The 17,435-nt window shown below is 47.7% G+C and carries 14 protein-coding genes; 2 read left to right on the top strand and 12 right to left on the bottom strand.

The features are described 5' to 3' along the window. Positions 1-385: 385 nt before the first annotated feature. From GC130_RS21870 to GC130_RS21850, 5 genes are all read right to left on the bottom strand, one after another. The gene (locus tag GC130_RS21870) at positions 386-2,791 is read right to left on the bottom strand and encodes a PAS domain-containing protein (protein ID WP_193217946.1); all 2,406 of its coding nucleotides are present in this window, start codon (positions 2,789-2,791) and stop codon (positions 386-388) included. Positions 2,792-3,114: 323 nt separating this feature from the next. Next, complete coding sequence (locus GC130_RS21865; RefSeq protein ID WP_152000495.1) at positions 3,115-4,185, bottom strand: hypothetical protein; 1,071 nt, start codon at positions 4,183-4,185, stop codon at positions 3,115-3,117. Between the two features lie 10 nt (positions 4,186-4,195). Continuing rightward, complete coding sequence (locus GC130_RS21860; RefSeq protein ID WP_152000494.1) at positions 4,196-4,747, bottom strand: hypothetical protein; 552 nt, start codon at positions 4,745-4,747, stop codon at positions 4,196-4,198. Continuing rightward, positions 4,740-5,363, bottom strand: a complete 624-nt coding sequence (locus GC130_RS21855) for an RNA polymerase sigma factor (protein WP_226940571.1) — start codon at positions 5,361-5,363, stop codon at positions 4,740-4,742. Before GC130_RS21855 ends, GC130_RS21860 begins: the two co-directional genes overlap by 8 nt. A 76-nt stretch (positions 5,364-5,439) precedes the next feature. Next, a complete protein-coding gene (locus GC130_RS21850) occupies positions 5,440-5,892 on the bottom strand; it encodes a hypothetical protein (protein WP_152000493.1) in 453 nt (150 codons plus the stop codon). A 220-nt stretch (positions 5,893-6,112) separates the two neighbouring features. Here GC130_RS21850 and GC130_RS21845 point away from each other — a divergent pair, with 220 nt between their 5' ends. Beyond that, positions 6,113-7,756, top strand: coding sequence for an amidohydrolase (locus tag GC130_RS21845; RefSeq protein ID WP_152000492.1), 1,644 nt, complete (start codon positions 6,113-6,115; stop codon positions 7,754-7,756). A 16-nt stretch (positions 7,757-7,772) separates the two neighbouring features. Here the strand turns inward: GC130_RS21845 and GC130_RS21840 are convergent, their stop codons facing one another. Then, the gene (locus GC130_RS21840; protein ID WP_152000491.1) at positions 7,773-10,214 is read right to left on the bottom strand and encodes an outer membrane beta-barrel family protein; all 2,442 of its coding nucleotides are present in this window, start codon (positions 10,212-10,214) and stop codon (positions 7,773-7,775) included. Positions 10,215-10,403: 189 nt separating this feature from the next. Between GC130_RS21840 and GC130_RS21835 the strand changes: the two genes are divergently transcribed. Beyond that, positions 10,404-11,138 carry a ceramidase domain-containing protein gene (locus GC130_RS21835; protein WP_152000490.1) on the top strand — a complete coding sequence of 245 codons (735 nt, stop codon included), beginning with the start codon at positions 10,404-10,406 and terminating at the stop codon, positions 11,136-11,138. Here GC130_RS21835 and GC130_RS21830 read toward each other — a convergent pair. The 6 genes from GC130_RS21830 to GC130_RS21805 form a co-directional block, all read right to left on the bottom strand. Continuing rightward, positions 11,117-11,809: a tetratricopeptide repeat protein gene (locus tag GC130_RS21830; RefSeq protein WP_152000489.1), complete on the bottom strand. Its 693-nt coding sequence runs from the start codon at positions 11,807-11,809 to the stop codon at positions 11,117-11,119. The genes GC130_RS21835 and GC130_RS21830 overlap by 22 nt on opposite strands. Before the next feature lie 152 nt (positions 11,810-11,961). Then, a complete protein-coding gene (locus tag GC130_RS21825; RefSeq protein WP_152000488.1) occupies positions 11,962-13,407 on the bottom strand; it encodes a CCA tRNA nucleotidyltransferase in 1,446 nt (481 codons plus the stop codon). Positions 13,408-13,461: 54 nt separating this feature from the next. Beyond that, entirely contained in the window at positions 13,462-15,372 is a 1,911-nt protein-coding gene (locus GC130_RS21820) for an ATP-binding protein (protein ID WP_152000487.1), read from the bottom strand. Between the two features lie 136 nt (positions 15,373-15,508). After that, positions 15,509-16,588, bottom strand: a complete 1,080-nt coding sequence (locus GC130_RS21815) for a dipeptidase (RefSeq protein ID WP_152000486.1) — start codon at positions 16,586-16,588, stop codon at positions 15,509-15,511. 56 nt (positions 16,589-16,644) lie between these two features. After that, a complete protein-coding gene (locus GC130_RS21810) occupies positions 16,645-17,223 on the bottom strand; it encodes a S41 family peptidase (RefSeq protein WP_152000485.1) in 579 nt (192 codons plus the stop codon). A gap of 36 nt (positions 17,224-17,259) precedes the next feature. Then, the coding region (locus GC130_RS21805; protein ID WP_304599205.1) for a transposase at positions 17,260-17,435 on the bottom strand (176 nt) is incomplete at its 5' end.

Here is a 17,435-nt window from a genome sequence, read left to right as displayed (position 1 = left end):
CCGAATAAAATCTACTGGATAAATGAAAAATCCGATAAAAAGGTAATCACGATAAAACAAGTTGGCAGCACAGGTAAACCCCGTGTCATTTTGATGCGGGGTTTTTATTTACTTACCTGCATTTAGCTATATGCATAAGCTGTGGGCAAAATCCACAAAAAAAACGGATCAAGCGGAAAATCTGGGGAAATTAACCTTTAAACCCAATGTCCCAAGTGGTCATGAAAAAGCAAAAGGTCCAAGCCTATCCTGGCCGGGCGAGACGCATTGAACCAGTTTTGCTTTTTTATCTAACCACACAAACCAAACACTCGATCCCCAGAAATACAGATTGATGCAAAAAAAAACGACTCAGCTCACATTGGCACGACATGCCCCCCTAGTGTCAACCAAGCGGCAGCTCGACGGTAAACTCTGTGCCACCACCCAGTTCACTTTGGAGGTGAATTCTTCCTCCCAGCGATTCTACCTGCGTCTTGGTCATAAACAATCCCACACCTTTTCCTTCGACGCTTTCATGAAATCGCTTATACAGTCCAAAAACCTTTTCCCCATTGGTTTTCAGGTCTATGCCTGTGCCGTTGTCTTTGAAGGTAAGCACGGTGTACCCGTTTGATTGATCACTTTTTATGTCGATAGTCAGCGGTTGATCACGTTTTCTGTACTTAACACTATTAGTAATGAGGTTGTGAAAAATGCTGTGCAAATAGCTCTTTAAACTGTACACCTCATCTGTTTTTGAAAAATCAATATTTATCCAAATATCATTGTGCCCCTGCTCATGCCCTATCATCACTTGAATTTCTTCCACCAGTCCACGCAGGCCTATTTTTTCCTTTGTTTGTGTGAGCTGCTGACGCACCTGTAATACCTGGTCCAGGTCTTTAATGACCTGATCGAGTTTTTTTGTGGTGGACTCCATGGAGGTTAAACACATCTGAAAGGATTGCTCGTCCAGCGCAGAGGACTTTAGCAACCCCGAAAGCCCAAGTATGTTGGCAACAGGCCCTCTCAGGTTATGTGAAACTATATAAGTAAACTGCTCAAGTGCCACGTTTCGTTGCAGCAGGTCGTTGGTGATTTTGTCTCTTTCCTTTTCAAGCAGCGTTTGAGTAGTTATGTCTCTCATGGCCCCTACCATTCGCTCCGCCTGGCCCTGGCTGTTGCGAATAATCAGGCCCCTGTCGCTGACGTAGGCCAATTCACCATTTTTCCGATAAAACCGATACTCATCTTCCCACACATTGGCTCGGGGGTCCTCTATGCAGCTCATCATGTGCTGGTGCACACGAGCCTGATCCTCCTCATGCACCTGTTCTATCCATCCATCTTTGAGCATTTCATCGGCTACGCTTATTCCTCCAAACACTTCAATGAAAGTATTTGAACGATACACCATGTCATCCATCAGATTCCAGTCCCAAATCACATCTTTGGTAGCCCTGGTGACCAACTCGTACCTCTCATTGCTCACCTTGATTTGCTCAAGATGATTTTTCTCTTTCGTGATCTCATGGGTGGCTACGCTCATACCGATGAGCTCATCATTTTCACTTACAATGGGATGTATGCTTACAGAAAACCAGCATTCCGGGCGGTCAGCATTTGCGTAGTGGGACTCGTAGACCAACTTTTGCTTCGAAAGCGCTACACTTTCCAGTGCTTGCCTTACTATTTCCTTCCTGCCTGGCAGCACGATGTCCTCGTATTTTTCACCAATAATCATTGCATATCCAGCCTCTCTTCTGGCCAATTCATCGGCTTGCCGGTTGAACAATAGAATTCTTCTTTCAGCGTCAAGCAGTACAAATGCTGTATCGGTATTTTCGAGAATGTTTTTAAAATTGGCCTTGGCCTCTTCCAGTGACAGAGATGCTCGCTTCTGCTCGGTTACGTCTTGCAATATACCAATCACTTTCACTGGCTTGTTGCGCAAGCCGTTAATGATTATCTCACCACGGCCAACTACATGAAGCAACTGGCCCTGCCGGGTAATCACTCTGCATTCTACCTCAAAAGGCGACGATACCGCCATTGCTTCCCCAACTACTGCGTGCACCCTTTTTCTATCATCCGGGTGAATGTGCGAAGTGATTACATGAACGTCAGGAACAATCTCTCCTGGTTCATAGCCAAGAATCCGATAACACTCGTCAGACAACCGAAGAGAGCCGGCAAGCGAATTCAGCGACTGTTGCAGGCCCATCTCCCAGCTACCCACCCTGGCAATACGCTGAGTCATACTAAGATGAGTCTCCTTATTCTGTATCTCCTCCTGCGCTCTTTTTTGGTCCGTAATATCGTGCACTATGGCAATCAGCCGAAGGGGCTCACCACTTTCCGGGTCACGCACGAGCGTTCCCCTCTGACACACGAAGCATTCGCTACCGTCCTTTCTGATCAGCCAGTGTTCCATGCGGCAATCTTCTCCCGATGCAATCATTTGCCCAAGAGTGGTCTCCACCAGCCGTTTGTCGGCAGGTAGCAAGTGAGCAAAATAGAGCTCCAGGGTTACCGGCACCTCATTTCTGGCATACCCGAAAATCCCGTACATCTCTTCTGACCAATCCAACTGTCCTCTCAGAGGGTTCTGGCTGTCCAAAGTCAATTCCCAGGTACCCATACTGCCGATTTGCTGAGACACGAGAGAACGGATTTCTTCGCCAGGCAGCTGCTTTTCAAAATTTTCGTAGGTTTCGCTAACGGTCTGCAGGAACCCTTCAAGATGCGGGGGTATCGTTTCACCAGCAGAAAGAAACTGTTCAAGCTGGCGCTGTAAAAGCTTATTCAACTGACCAGGTTTTAGTAAATCAGGAGCGTGACGGTCGTTCTCCTCGGGTATATACATAGTGGTTGCACGAAAATTCTTGATAGAACTTTTAAAGAAAAAACTTGATGGTTCCAGGGGAAAGCAATTGCTAGCAAAAGCCCGCTCGCAATTTTAGAGAAATTAGCTGAACGAGCAAACATAATGGAAAGGTATAGTTCCAGGCACAACTACATAAAGCCTGACAAAGGGTTAAATATATCTGGCGTCAGTGGTGACGGGAAAAGGCACAAAAGGCCGCCCAGTTTCCACTGGCACGGCCTTTAAGGACTTGAATTATATGCTTATTACTGCACTGTTCTTACTCTTACATCACCGTAGTCGCTGCTGAGGTTGATGGTGCCACCCTGGCCCGTGCCCAGCTTGCCACGGTACTCCTTGCTGTTGTGGTCTTTCACCACATAATTGAATTCGAAGGGCACACCTGAGTACGACATGTCGCAGTACTTCAGGTTGGCTTCTACTGAAGCGTTGGCTCCACTTTCCAATCCAATATCAAACGACCCAAACTTACCGTCGAGGCTGATGCGCTGAAAGCCCTTGCTCACCTTGCGCACTGTGAAGTCGCCAGAGTAGCTGGTGGTCAGATCCATTGACTTCCGAAGCAGGTCGAGTTCAAAGCCCGAGAAGCTCACCCTACCTGTGATGTTGTTGAGCGAGCCGAATTCCACACTGCCATATTTGGCGTCGAGGTTCACGTCCAGCAGCTCTTCAATATCGAGGTCCGAAAACTGACTATTGATAGTAGCGTTGCCCACTTTGCCCACATCGAGCTTACTGTATTTCACCGTCATATCGGTCTTTTTGGTGCTGGCAATGTCGCCGCTACCAAACGATAGCTCCAGCCTGAGATCGTTCGAAAATGTTTCGGCTTTGATATTGCCATAAGCAATGTCAAGGGTGGCCGGGCCATCGTAGGAACCAATGTAGGTGTCGCCAAAGCTGTTCTTCACTATGAGCGGCAGGTTCGAAGGCATTTTAATCGTGTAGTTGATCTCGAACTCTTCGTTGTTGCGGTTGTTCAAACTGCCGTCGATTCTCGTCTCAAACGAAATCGCCTGCGACGACTCCATGATAGTGACATTGATCTGGTCAAGCATCTTCATGGCCCTGGATTCATTTCGGTTATCTACTTTGATCACCACCTCCACGTCTATTTGTGGTTTGTCCCAGGTAGAAATCTCCACTTTCCCGAACTTATTCCTTACCGAAAACTCGAGGCGGTTGTCATTTACCTTGTACGATTTCGACACCCTCTTCTCTTTTTCAGAGCCCTGAGCACTCGCCAGGTCTGCCACGAACAGCAGACAAAGAACCAGTGCCGAATATTTCAAATGTTTATACATTCCTTTTTTCATGATCTTTCTCTTAAATAGAAACTGCTTCCTCCTGCGCTTTTTTCTGCTGAATCCGCTGCAGAAGACTGATTTGTTGATTTAGAATTTCGACACGCAATTGGAGATTGCGAATTACTGCATCCATCAGTTTCTCATTATATTGAAAGCTTTTCAATTCATTTTTTAAGTCCATGTACATGGAGTCAAGTTTCTCCACATCCTGCAAAAACTCTTCTTCGAGATCGCTATTGGCCAGGCGAAAGTCTTCTATCTCCTGTTTCTTCTGGCTGATCAATGTTGTGTAATAGTGATCAGCCTCCACAAACTCCTTGTACTCTTCACTTACAGCCACTTCATTTCCTCCGTTTTCCCTGTACTGCATCACTTTTTCCACCGCAAACCAGGAACTGGTAAGAAAGAAAAACACTGCCGCTACTCTCCATGTCCAGTTCCACATGGGAACAGGTTCCTTTTTGTCTTTATCAAGCCCTTTGCTAATGTTGGCCCATACCTTATCGGAGGCTTCCTTGTCATCAAAGTCCCCCTTGTGGTTGCGAATAAATTCTTCTAAACGACTACTCATAATTCACCTCCGACTTCAAAATTTCTCTCAATCTGCTTTTTGCCCTATTAAACTGCGACTTCGATGTTGATTCTGTTATGCCCAATATGTCCGCAATTTCACGATGATCGTAGCCTTCCAACAGGTAAAGCGACAACACCGCTCTGAAACCGTCTGGAAGTTGTGGAATGGCTCTCTTGATCCTTTCCACACTTAACAAAACTTCAGGATCATTTTCAACCGAAGTTTGCTCTTCGGCCACGTCCACTTCACCAATTTCCTGGTCACTCATTTCCAGCTTTCGCTTGCGAAGGTGGTTGATACCTTTGTTCACCACTATTCGCTTTAGCCAGGCACCAAAGGTGGCGTCGCCCTTGTACGACTGAATATTGCGAAAGGCACTTAAGAAAGACTCCTGCAGGATGTCTTCTGCATCAGATTGGTTGTTCACTATCCGCCATGCCACATTCAGCATGGCTTTGTTATACAGTTTGTAAAGCTGGTATTGCGCCTCTCTGCTCCCCTCCCGACAACTGTCGATAAGGGACTGATGGATATTGACAACGGCGCTTTTCCCTTCCTCCGTCACTGTATATGCTTGTGAATCCTCCAACCTGTATGCAATTGCTTTCTCCAAAACTTTCGAAATTCTATACCAAAGACCTTGGGAGAAATAGAGGGTTGCATGAGGAGGTTAAATGTGAAAAATTGTTCTATTGTTTTTGCTGAATACCGTCGTACTCATCGTCCGGATGGCCGTCATTGTCCCAGTCGAGGCGGGAAACGAACCTGGCCTGGTTGTTTTCCAGTACTTGAAAAAGGTAGCTATTGTCGCCCTCGTCGGACGACAGGTAGAGGCTGTCGCCAATGAAATGCCAATGCCCTCCCGACTCAAAAATCAGAGAGTCGCTAAGGTTATAGTAGCGGGACATGTAGGTACCATCGCTATTGAAGGTAGTTCGGATCGGGCGCATTTGGAGAACGCTGTCCCAGTCGCCATTCTTGATGGTCAGTGTGGAGTCAGCTGAGCCGTTGGCGATAGTATGCTGGATCAGTTGCAGCGACACATTCCTCCATTCGCCTTCGATGAGTTCGTAGTTATCGGGTTGGCTTGCGCAGGAAGCCAGCAAACAAGCGAGGCAAACAAAAGAGTAAATAGCCTTCATTGGATCATGATTAGGGATATACTAATGGTTCAGTTCATGTAAAACCCAGGGCATTTGCAACAGCTCACCAAAAAAATAAAGCAAACAGCACTTACTAAAAGACAATCCTTCCAGTTGAAAGCTTCCATTTCTCTGCAAAAAATCAGGAAGCCTTTTCTATTTATTCAATCACAGTTTTATTGCATATTTACTCAAAGTCTACTACTTATCCCTTATAACCATGAATAAATTATTTGCACTTATTGCCATTTTAATAATTAGCGTTGGGTGCTCCAGGGGCATTGAAGCCGATCTGATCGTGAGTGCCAAGCTTATCTGGACAGGCGATGAGAGCAATCTACAGGCAGAAGCCATGGCGGTTAAGGCCGACACGGTACTTGCCGTAGGCAGTCTGCAAGAAATGCTGGCCTACAAAGGCTCCAACACTACCATGGAAGCTTACGATAACCAGATGATCATCCCTGGTTTCATTGATACCCACACCCACTTTATGGACGGTGGCTATAACCTGCTGTCGGTGCAGCTCAGAGACGCCGGCACGCCCGAAGAATTTATTGAACGTATCAAAGCCTATGCAGCCACCATTGAGCCGGGCGAGTGGATACTGGGCGGTGACTGGAACCACGAAAATTGGGGTGGCGAACTGCCACAAAAAAGTTGGATCGACAGCGTAACAGCCAAAAATCCATTGTTCATCAACCGGCTGGACGGTCATATGGTGCTGGTCAACAGCAAAGCCATGGAACTGGCAAATGTCAGCAACCAGCAGGCAGATATTGCCGGAGGAACTATTGTAAGAGATGAAGCCGGTAATATTACAGGCATTTTTAAGGACAACGCCAGGAGACCTTTTTACAAAGTGTTGCCTGACCCTTCTCTCAAACAACAGCTAAGAGCGGCCAAAACTGCTATGGAATATGTGGCCTCTCACGGTGTAACCTCGGTACATGCGCTCAACGATATGAACGAGGCCTATGCTCAGCTTCATAAAGAAGAAGAAATGACCACCAGGGTTTATGTGACAGGTTCGCTGGCTAGCTGGCGCAATGCCCTGAAAGATGCAGAAGCGTACAAAGGCGGTGACAAGTGGCTGAGGTTTGGTGGCGTGAAGGGCTTTGTGGACGGCTCCCTGGGTTCGCACACAGCCGCTTTCTACGAGCCATTTTCCGACACACCCACCGACTCCGGTTTTTTTGTCAATACGCCAGATGACCTCCATCGGTGGATCAAGAGTGCCGACTCAGCCGATCTGCAAGTGATGGTACACGCCATTGGCGACAGAGCCATACACACGCTGCTCGGTATTTTTGAAGAAGTAGAAAAAGAAAACGGATCAAAAGACCGTCGTTTCCGCATTGAGCATGCACAGCATATTCTTCCTGATGATTTCGTGCGGTTTGCTGAGCTAAACATCATTGCATCAGTGCAACCCTATCACGCCATAGACGACGGGCGATGGGCTGAAAAAGTAATTGGCGCTGAGCGCATTAAACGAACTTACGCCTTCAAATCATTGCTCGATGCCGGGGCCAGGGTAGTTTTTGGCAGCGACTGGTTTGTAGCACCCCCCATTCCACTGGAAGGTATTTATGCCGCCGTCACCCGTCAAACCCTGGACGGTGCCGACCCGGACGGCTGGGTGCCTGAGCAAAAGATAACAGCGGAGCAGGCGCTCCGGGCTTATACCGTTGATGCTGCCTACGCCTCTTTTGAGGAAAATATAAAAGGCAGCCTTGAGCCGGGAAAGCTAGCCGACTTTGTGGTGTTGGATAAAAATATTCTTTCCATCCCAGGCGATGAAATCCGAAACACCAAAGTGATAGCTACGTTTGTGGGTGGAAAGCCGGTATTTATGAAGGAGTGATTAAAACGGCTGGAGTCTAGAAGTCGCCTTCGCCACCTTCGAAGTCCTCTCTTTCCTCCCGGCCTCCTCCTCTTTTCTTTTGGTTGAGGCGGTAAACAAAGCTGACCATAAACTGGCGGGCACGCCACTGAAATTCGCTTTCCTGATAAAATGTTTCTCCCTGAGTGATGCCCCTCCACTTTCTGGAGTTGAGTATATCCCTCACACTCAAGTTGATAGTGCCATTGCCGTTGAGGATGTCTCTGTTCAGCCCCATGTCGATGGCATAGTAGGCCAGCCTTTCACCTTGAGGCGTATTTTGAGGCGCTCTGTAGAAAGCATTCACCTGGTAGTTGATTTTCTTCCAAAGTGTCACCCTGGAGTTTACCCTCCCACTCCACGTGTAGGTGTCGGCGTTGAGCGACTCTCCATTAAAGTCCCCTTCTATGATACTCCGGTAGAAGTTAAAGTTGACGCTTGATGTCCACCAGTCAAACCAGTCTTTGGAAATATTTGACTCTACGCCAAAAGCATTTTCGAAAGCGAGGTTGAGCGGCTGTGAGAACGTTACACCATCGGAATCCACGTAATTCACTCTCTGGCTCACGTCACTGGTTCGGCGGTTGTACACGCCAGCGTATATGGTAGACGTTTTTCCATTGACCAAATAGCCAATTTCATAGCTGTTGGTGAATTCGGGATTCAGGTTCGGATTACCCGTGCGTATGTTCCTTGCATCGCTAAAAGAAGAGAAAGGGTTCAGCTCCCGGAACCTTGGCCGACTGATCCTGCGGCTGTAGCTTACCTGCCAGGAGTGGGTTTCGTTGAGATGATAGTTGGCATGGATACTTGGGAAAAGGTTGGCATAAAGCCGATTGTTTGTTTCGTCGGTTTGCAGCAACAACGTCTGGATATCGGATAGCTCGGCTCTCAAACCAGCCTGGTACGACACCTTGCCATGGCGATTAGCGATCAGGCCGTACACAGCATGCACATTCTCCGTATATCTGAAATCATTGGTGAAGTTCACGAGATTATTCCAGGTGCCAACCGAGTCCTGCTCTTCTACCAGATAACTGGTATTGATTCTTCTCAATGTGCTCCTGAACCCTGCCTCGAACTTGCCATCCTTTGAAAAAGGATGCACATAGTCGGATTGAATCAGAATGTTCCTTTCCGTTTCATCATTGAGCGACCGCTGGCGCAACATAATCATATCTATGTCTTCGCCTTCGAGTAAACGTTGTTCGATATCAGAGTCTTCTGTTTCGTTATTATCCCTGAATTGGGCATATGCCGTTAGTTTGCGGTCTTTATCGTCAAACGACCGCTCGTAGTTCAGCGTCACCTCTGAGTTCAGTTCATTTTCCTGCTCGGTATTGACCCGACCCGTTCTGTTCTGCAACACGTCGTTGCTATTAAAGTCTTCGTAAATCAGATTATTCACATTCTCTCCGTCTTCGTACCTCACCACTCCCGATACTGTAATGATGTCTTTTGGGGTCACAAAGAAATCGGCTCCGGCTCGCAGGTTGTGTGCCCAGCCTCCCCTGGTCCTGTCTTCGGTTCTTCGTGTAATAAATGAGGTGTCGGGAAGCGTATATCGCTGAAAGGAGCTACCTCCGCCCGGGCTCTCCCGGTAGTTAGCCCCGTAGTTGACAAAGTAGTTTATTTTCTCTCTGCGAAAGTTGACATTGGCGCTGGCTCCATAGTTGGCCGGGTAGCCAGCATTCAATTCAAAAGATCCATTTACCCCGTTTCTATCATCCTTTTTCAGCACGATGTTGATAATACCCGCCGATCCTTCCGCTTGATAACGAACCGAAGGATTTGTCACTACTTCAATGCTTTCGATCAGGCTTCCCTGCAACGACTGGAGCCCGTTTGAACCGCTGATCCCCACCAGCCCGGATGGTTTTCCATCAATCAAAATTCTTACGTTCTGGCTTCCCCGAAGCGCCACATTTCCATCGGTGTCAACGGTAACTGACGGCACGTTGTCGAGCAGTTGTGTGGCAGTTCGTCCCACATTGCTTGGGTCTTTGCTCACGTTAAATATGCGTTTGTCGAAGCTCATTTCCATTTGGCCTCTCTCTGCCTCCACCACCACTTCCTGCAAGGTTTCACTGTCTGCTTCCACAGCTATGGTGCCCAGATTCATACGTTTCTGCCCCTCCGCTAAGGTTATTCCTGAGAAATACTTGTCTTCGTATGAAACAAACTGCACCAGGCTGTAATAAGACCCGGGTGCCAGCTCAATTTTAAACTGGCCCTGGAGGTCGGTAACAACGCCGGATACAAGGCTGGAGTCGGGCGTATAGAAGGAAACCGTAGCAAATTCCAGAGGGTCGCCGCTACCTGCATCAACGATCTTCCCTACAACATCCGCTTTTCCTCCTTCCCTTTGAGCGGCAATATCCGCTGAAGTAAATAAAATGAGTCCTGCAATAAAGAATATTGTTGGGCGTGATAAATTCATGATAACTTTGTGTTGTTAAGCGAATGAGAAGTGCGAAAATTTGCCTGAAACAAATGATGAACATCACTTCCTGTCGCCTGGTATACTATTTAGTAAGTGTTTTAACGTCTATTTTGTTCAGAACTTTATGTGTTCGGCACATATCCCCGATCAACGGGACGCAAGTAGAAGTAAATGAGGTGATTAACTATGCAGGTAATTGATTTACCCAACAATACAGAGCATGCACGGTACTTTGCCAGCCTGCCTGACGGGGGGCCCGTGTACCATGAATTTCATCCTGAATGGATCATAGTAGAGCCATGGAATGCTATTTCCTCGCTGCTCATTCTACTCCCGGCAGTTTATTGGGCGTTCAAGCTTAACAAAGAGTTGAAGAACTACCTTTTCCTTGCTTACTGCATGCCGTTACTGTTTTTGGGCGGACTTGGCAGCACACTCTTTCATGCATTCCGCAATAGTGAGTTTTTCCTGTGGCTGGACGTCTTCCCCACAGCCGTTTTGACCATCTCGCTCAGCATTTACTTTTGGATCAAAGTATTGCCCAAGTGGTGGCAAATCATCTATATCATTGTGCCTGCGGCGGGCATCAGGTATGGCATGTATTTTATTGTGTCACCTCATACCGCACTCAATATCTCATACGCCATCACAGGCACCCTCCTTTTTCTGCCAATTTTGCTGCTGCTAAACAAGATTAAGTACCGTTATGCGGGAATAATAGGGGCTTCGATAGCGCTGTTCGTGCTAGCGCTTGTTTTCAGGGAGCTGGATGCCTGGAAGGAAAATGCACTGCCCATGGGCACGCATTTTCTATGGCATATCTCCACCGGTGTAGGCGCTTTTTACCTGGCAGAATTCCTTTATAGATTCCGCAGGCTGGAGAATTTGAAAGGTGAGATTTACTTAGAGACTGCTTCCTGAGCGTTTTTCAAAGCTATTTCAAAATCGGGGGACACCTCCAGCGCTTTATCAAACATGGCTTTGGCTCCAACATTGTCTCCCTGAGCCTTCGCGGCCAGCCCTTTGAGGTTATATAAAGCAGCATGCATGCTTACTTCCTGCGTGGTTTCATCTGCTTTAGGAAACACAATCTTGGTCTCCTTCAATTCCGGCTTTGCCAGCAGAATATCCGCTGACGTGTTTACTTCCACGTAGTGCTTCACCTGTAGCTGAAGAAACGCCATTTTGTAGAGTGTCAAAGGGTTATTTTCTTTCATGTAAAGCGTTTCGTACTGTGCGAGTGCTCTGTCGGGCAAGCCAAGGCTTTCGTAGCAAATAGCAGAAAGTTCCAGCATCAATGGGTTGCTGGGGTTGGCCCGCAGTGCTGCCTGAGTCACGATGGCGGCAGATGAATAATTTTGAAATTCGTAGTATAAAAGAGCCAGTGAGTCTAGTAGCGCTGGATTTTTGCTATCAATGGCAATCATGTTATACAGCGCTGTTCTGGCTACGGCAGCATCGTTGAACAAAGAGGCCATTTCAAACACTTGCTTGTTCCTTTTGAACTCAGGCGTGGACTGAGGCGAATCCTGAGCAAAGGCTGCAACCGCTCCAAAAAACACCAACATCAACGTACCAACTACTCTTTTCATATTTTTCTTAATTAATAAGCTTCTTTAACAATCCCGAAATTAACTTCCTCAGTTGAATCACGAAATATTTCCGCACGATTTAACAACATTTAACCGATCCTGCTACCTAAATCGATAGGCAGTCAGCCCGGCTACACGATTTAGCCAGTCTGCTAGTTTTTCAACTCCTTTACGGGCTTCAGGCCCATCTTCAGCCCTGTTTTCAGCATCAGCTCATAGGCAGGCTCAAATTCATTGCGGATTTCTCCTTCCATGATCGCTTCCTTGATCACTTCTTTGATCTCCCCAATGGGCTTGGAAGGAGGAATGCCAAAGGCCTCCATGATCATTTCGCCGGAAACTGGTGGCTGGAAGTTCCGAACATGGTCTTTACCTTCTACCTCCGCCATTTTCTGTTCTACCAGTTCAAAATTACTCAGGTAGCGCTGCACCCGGTTGTGATCCTTGCTGGTAATGTCGGCCTTGCATAGCTTCATCAAGTCCTCCACATCATCCCCCGCTTCGAACAACAGGCGACGGATGGCAGAATCAGTCACTTCCCTTTTTACAAGCGCTATTGGTCTTAAGTGCAGCCTGACCAGCTTTTGCACATACTTCATTTTTAAGTCCATGGGCAGGCGCATCCTTCTGAAAATTTTGGGTACCATGCGGGCACCTCTGTCTTCGTGGCCGTGGAAGGTCCAACCCACTTTGTCGTTGAAGCGCTTTGTGGCTGGCTTGGCGATGTCGTGCATAATGGCTGCCCAGCGCAACCACAGGTCGCCGGTAACCCGACTAACATTATCGAGCACTTTCAGGGTATGAAAGAAGTTGTCCTTGTGTGCCTTGCCATTGATCACCTCTACGCCATAAAGATCAACCATTTCAGGAAAGACAAACTTGAGGACACCGGCATGAAACATGAGCTGGAAGCCATAAGAAGGCGGGTTTGAAAGAATGATTTTATTTAACTCATCTGTTACCCGCTCCATTGAAACAATTTCTAGCCTATGGGCATTTCTGGTGATGCCTTCCATGGTATCGGGCGCAATATCGAAGCCAAGCTGCGCAGCAAACCTGATGCCCCGCATGATTCTCAAGGGGTCGTCCGAAAAAGTGATATCGGGATCCAGCGGTGTTCTGATTGTTTTTTTGCGCAGGTCTTCAATGCCATTGAAAGGGTCGACAAGCTCGCCAAACCTCTTCTTGTTCAGGCAAATGGCCATGGCGTTGATGGTGAAGTCCCTGCGGTTTTGATCATCCTGCAGGGTGCCATCTTCTACAAGGGGCTTACGGCTGTCGGATCGATAGCTTTCCTTGCGGGCTCCAACAAACTCAAGCTCATACTCACCCCACTTGACCTGAGCAGTGCCGAAGTTTTTGAAAATACTGAGGTTTGATTTGCCCTTGATGCTGTTGGCCACTTGCTCTGCGAGCGCAATACCACTGCCAACACATACAAAATCAAGATCCTTGGATGGACGATTCAGAAAAATATCTCTCACAAACCCACCAACAACGTACGCCTCCACACCCAGCTCGTCTGCAGCTTTACCAACAATGGCAAACACTGGGTCGTTCTCCAAAATGCTGAGTATTTTATTCACATGCTCACCCATAGCACAAAGTTAGCCCATTCTCAAGAAAGAATAGCATAAGTTAGAAAAGCTGTATCAGGCTTTTTTCATATCAAAAAAGAAGGTGGTGCCCTTGCCAACGGCGGTTTCCACCTGAAGGTGGCTGCCCATATTCTCAACAAATTCGTAGCATAGAAGCAAGCCTAAGCCGGTTCCTTTTTCATCGTTGGTGCCGGATTCTGAGTAGTGAGTTTCGTGCTTAAAAAGGAGTTTCAGTTTGTCTTCAGAAATACCGACACCGTTGTCTTTCACGCAAATTCTTACCCTATCTCCCATGTCCTTTGCCTGAACCACAATAGCCCCACCAGTTTTGGTAAACTTTATGGCGTTGCCAACCAGGTTTCGGAGCACAACAGTTAGCTGAGGAGCATCACCCAATACCATAAGGTTACCGGGTGACTGGAAGGTGAGGGATATGTTTTTCCTTTCAACAAAAAGCTTGAAATGAGAGGTGATCTCCGCCAGAATCGGTTGAAGCAACGCAGGTGCTATGCTCGTTCTTATACCGTTCATTTGTGTCAATCCCCAATGAAGGAGGTTGTCGAGCACGTCAAATGAAGCGTCAACACTTTGTTTTGCCTCGGGTGCCACTTCCTTAAGTTCCTTCAAGGTGATCTTCCTACTATTCAGTAGATCCAGCAGCTGTTTCAAATTGGCCACCGAATTCCGGAGGTCATGGCCAATGATCGAAAAAATCTTCGATTTTGTGGCATTCATCTCTCCAAGCTTTTTGGCTTGTGCCGCTATTTCAGCGTTCTTGGCTTGCAGTTCGCTATTGTGTTCGTTCTGGAACCTGGAAGCTCTGAACAAAGCAAAGGTCAAAGCAATGAGAAGGCCAATGGCTACAAGGGACAGAATGATGTAGTAGTTTTTGGCCTTTGACTCCTGTTCATTAAGCGCCCTTTCCGTTTCAAGCAGTTCTATTTCCCCCTGCTTGCTTTCGAGGTCATATACAGCCTCAATGGACGCTATGATGCTTTCCTTGTCAGCGTTGTAAGTGCTATCGCTGATCTCAATATATAGCTTGTAGTTAGTGAGGGACTTCTCATAGTCTCGCTTGCCTTCATACCCTCTGGAAAGCACCATATAAGCCCGCATGGCTATCAGCGAGGAACCAAGCTCCTGCCCCATCTCAAGTGTTTCTTTTCCTTTGCGGATGGCTTCATCGTACAACCCCTGCTGAAGATCGATATTGGCCAGGCGCTCAAAGCCAAGTGCCACTATGCGGCGGTTGCCTGTCAGCCTCCCTTCCAGTATGGCCCGCCAATTATAATCCACCGACTGCTCAACGTCGCCCTGATTAAAATGAATGAGTGCTATATGGCTATAAAATATCGGAATAGATGACCTCAATCCCAGCCGGTTAGCGATCGCCAGGCCACGGGTGCAATAGTCAAGGCCTTTTTCGTAGTCGCCAAGAGAGATAGAAATACCACCAAGGTCTCTGTAGGCCTCTATCAGCGGCTTCTCCAGCACCAGTTCTTGTGCTAAAACCTCCGACCGTTGATAATAGGTCAGTGCCATGGTGTAGCTGCGTTGCTCAAAAAGGTTTCTCCCGGCAGATAAAAATGCACTGACGAGGCCTTCGGAGGGGCCGTACTGTTCGAAAATCCTGATGGCATCCAAAGCATTTTTCAGCCCGTCAGCGTAGTTTCCCTCCACCCAGTGTGTCCAGCCAAGCTTCTCATACCCTCTCGCTTTGGCATAGTCAAACTCTTGCTGCTCGCCAAGATCCAACAGTTTTTTAGCATAGAAGAAGCCCGAGTCCACATTGGACAGCATGGCAACATCTGCTTTTGACGAAAGCTCATCGACAATGGATGAATCAGGCTTGTCCGTACCCTGTCCAGCACCTCTTTCAGGGAGAAAAAGAGCCAGCAAAAGAAGGCAGACAGCGCTCTTACTCAGAAAGATGAACTGTCTAAAATTATCTCTCCTCAGCAACATGAGTCTTAAGGTTGACGGCGTTTTTGAAGGTTGTAACAATAAGCGGCATCCCGCCACTTATCCTACCCTCTTCTAAATCACTCATTGTGGTTCGCTAAATATATGACTTAAGCGCTTTGAATGAAACTTTAGCTCGTCAATCTTTCCCAGCCCAGGCCTTTTGAAGAAACCGAAGCCAATTACCGTGCATCACGTGCTCAATGTCTTTTTCCGTGTAACCTCGCCTGACCAGCAAATCTGGCACTGTTTGCAGGTCAGCTATGGTGTTCAAATCGTACGGACATTGCTCTTTCCCAAAGGCACCATCCAAGTCGGATCCAATGCCAATGTGCAGAGCATTGCCCGCCAGCTGACAGATGTGATCCATGTGGTCAATCATTTTTTCAAGATTGCAATTCATCGCCCGGGGAGTCGATTGGCCCCGCACCCAGCCGGGCACCATCATCCAGGCATCCAGCGCCCCGCCAATGACAGCACCCCGGTCGATCAACTCTTTGATTTGCTCATCGCTGAACTGGCGGTTGTGGTTAACCAACGCACGGCAGTTGTTGTGGCTGGCCCAAACAGGCCCATGGTAGTGTTCTAAAGCTTCCCAAAAGCTGTGGTCGCACAGGTGAGTAGCATCCAGAATAATGCCCAGCCGCTCCATTTCTTTCAACAATTCCCGGCCTTTTGGGCCGAGCCCTCCCGTGGCGTCGGTACCCTGAGCATAACGGCCGGGCCCATAATGCGCCGGGCCCAATGCTCTCAGCCCATAAGCATAGGCTCTCTCAAGATGAGCAACGGTGACGATGGAGTCTGCTCCCTCCAAACTCAAGATATAGCCTACAGGCTTACTCTCATTTGGCTGCCCATTGTTCCACAAGGCGATATGCGTATCGAGTGAGGAGAGGTTGGCAATCTGAGTCATTTCACCGGCTTCCTCCATGGCGTTGTACCAGGCTAGTTGGCCTTGCGTTTGCGCCCAGGCTTGCTCAGGTGAATGCCAGCCGGGCAAAGGATTGCCAGGCGATACATAGCGGGCAATTTGCGTGGCCACCACCAAGCCGATATTTCCCCGGCGTAGCTCAGGCAGCGAAACTACAGCCTTGGCCCTGTCAGGTTTGTCGGTCAGCCCTTGCTCCCTTTTATTGATGTCAGCTACTGGAAGTCTTATATCCCTGTTCCATTCCATGGCGTTCATGGACAGGTCAAGGTGGGCGTCGATGGTAAACATAGAAGAGTTGAAATTTGTCGATTTCAAATTAGGAATTAGTCCTTGCTAAAAAAATATTAGGAGCCGGAAAGCAGCTCTACTGCCTTATCAAGCGCATTTTCTTCATCAACCTCCACGTCAGGCTTTATGCCGACACCTTCCCAATTGGTTTTTGTTATGGGATTGATGGCCCGACCGACGGGAATGATGGCCACAATTGCTTCTGAAATGGTGTGCCGGTTAACAGGATGCGCCCCGCCGCCCGTTGTTTCACCCACAATGGTGGCTCGCTTAAGCGACTGCATGTTGTAGGTAAATTCCTCAGCCGCTGAAAAAGTGTAGTCGCTTGTAAGTATCAAAAGCGGCTTACTTTGGAGATCGGGCCCTTCAATGTTCTGTAGAGTGTAAAAATCGGTACTGGAATCTCTGTTCCGGAAATAAAGCGTATTAAGATGAACAGGCTTGTTTCTATCGAAAAAATAACTGGAGATAAGCTGCACTGCTTCTGGCGAACCCCCACCGTTGTTACGAAGGTCAAGAATCACGGCTTTGGCTCCTGACAGCAGCGTCATTTGCTTGGTCAAGTCGGCCCTGAAGGCGCTAACAGGGTTATGGAAGCCGGTGATTTCAAGGTAGCCTATGTGATCAGCCAACATTTTCGCCTTCCCAAATCCATTAACCTGAGTTCGATTTTAAAAAGCGGCTAATTGGCTTGTTTTGACGGGTTGATATTTGATTGCAGGCTTTTTGGGGAAGAAGGAGTAGGCAATCAATCCTGAAATAAGGTTGGTGATGAAGTTTTCGAAAGACCTATGTCTGGAATGTTCGACTTGACAGATGTTCTTGAGTTCATCGTTTACAGTTTCTA

The organism is Imperialibacter sp. EC-SDR9 (assembly GCF_902498805.1).
Classification (GTDB): Bacteria; Bacteroidota; Bacteroidia; order Cytophagales; family Cyclobacteriaceae; genus Imperialibacter.
This window is presented reverse-complemented; position numbering and strand designations above follow the sequence as displayed.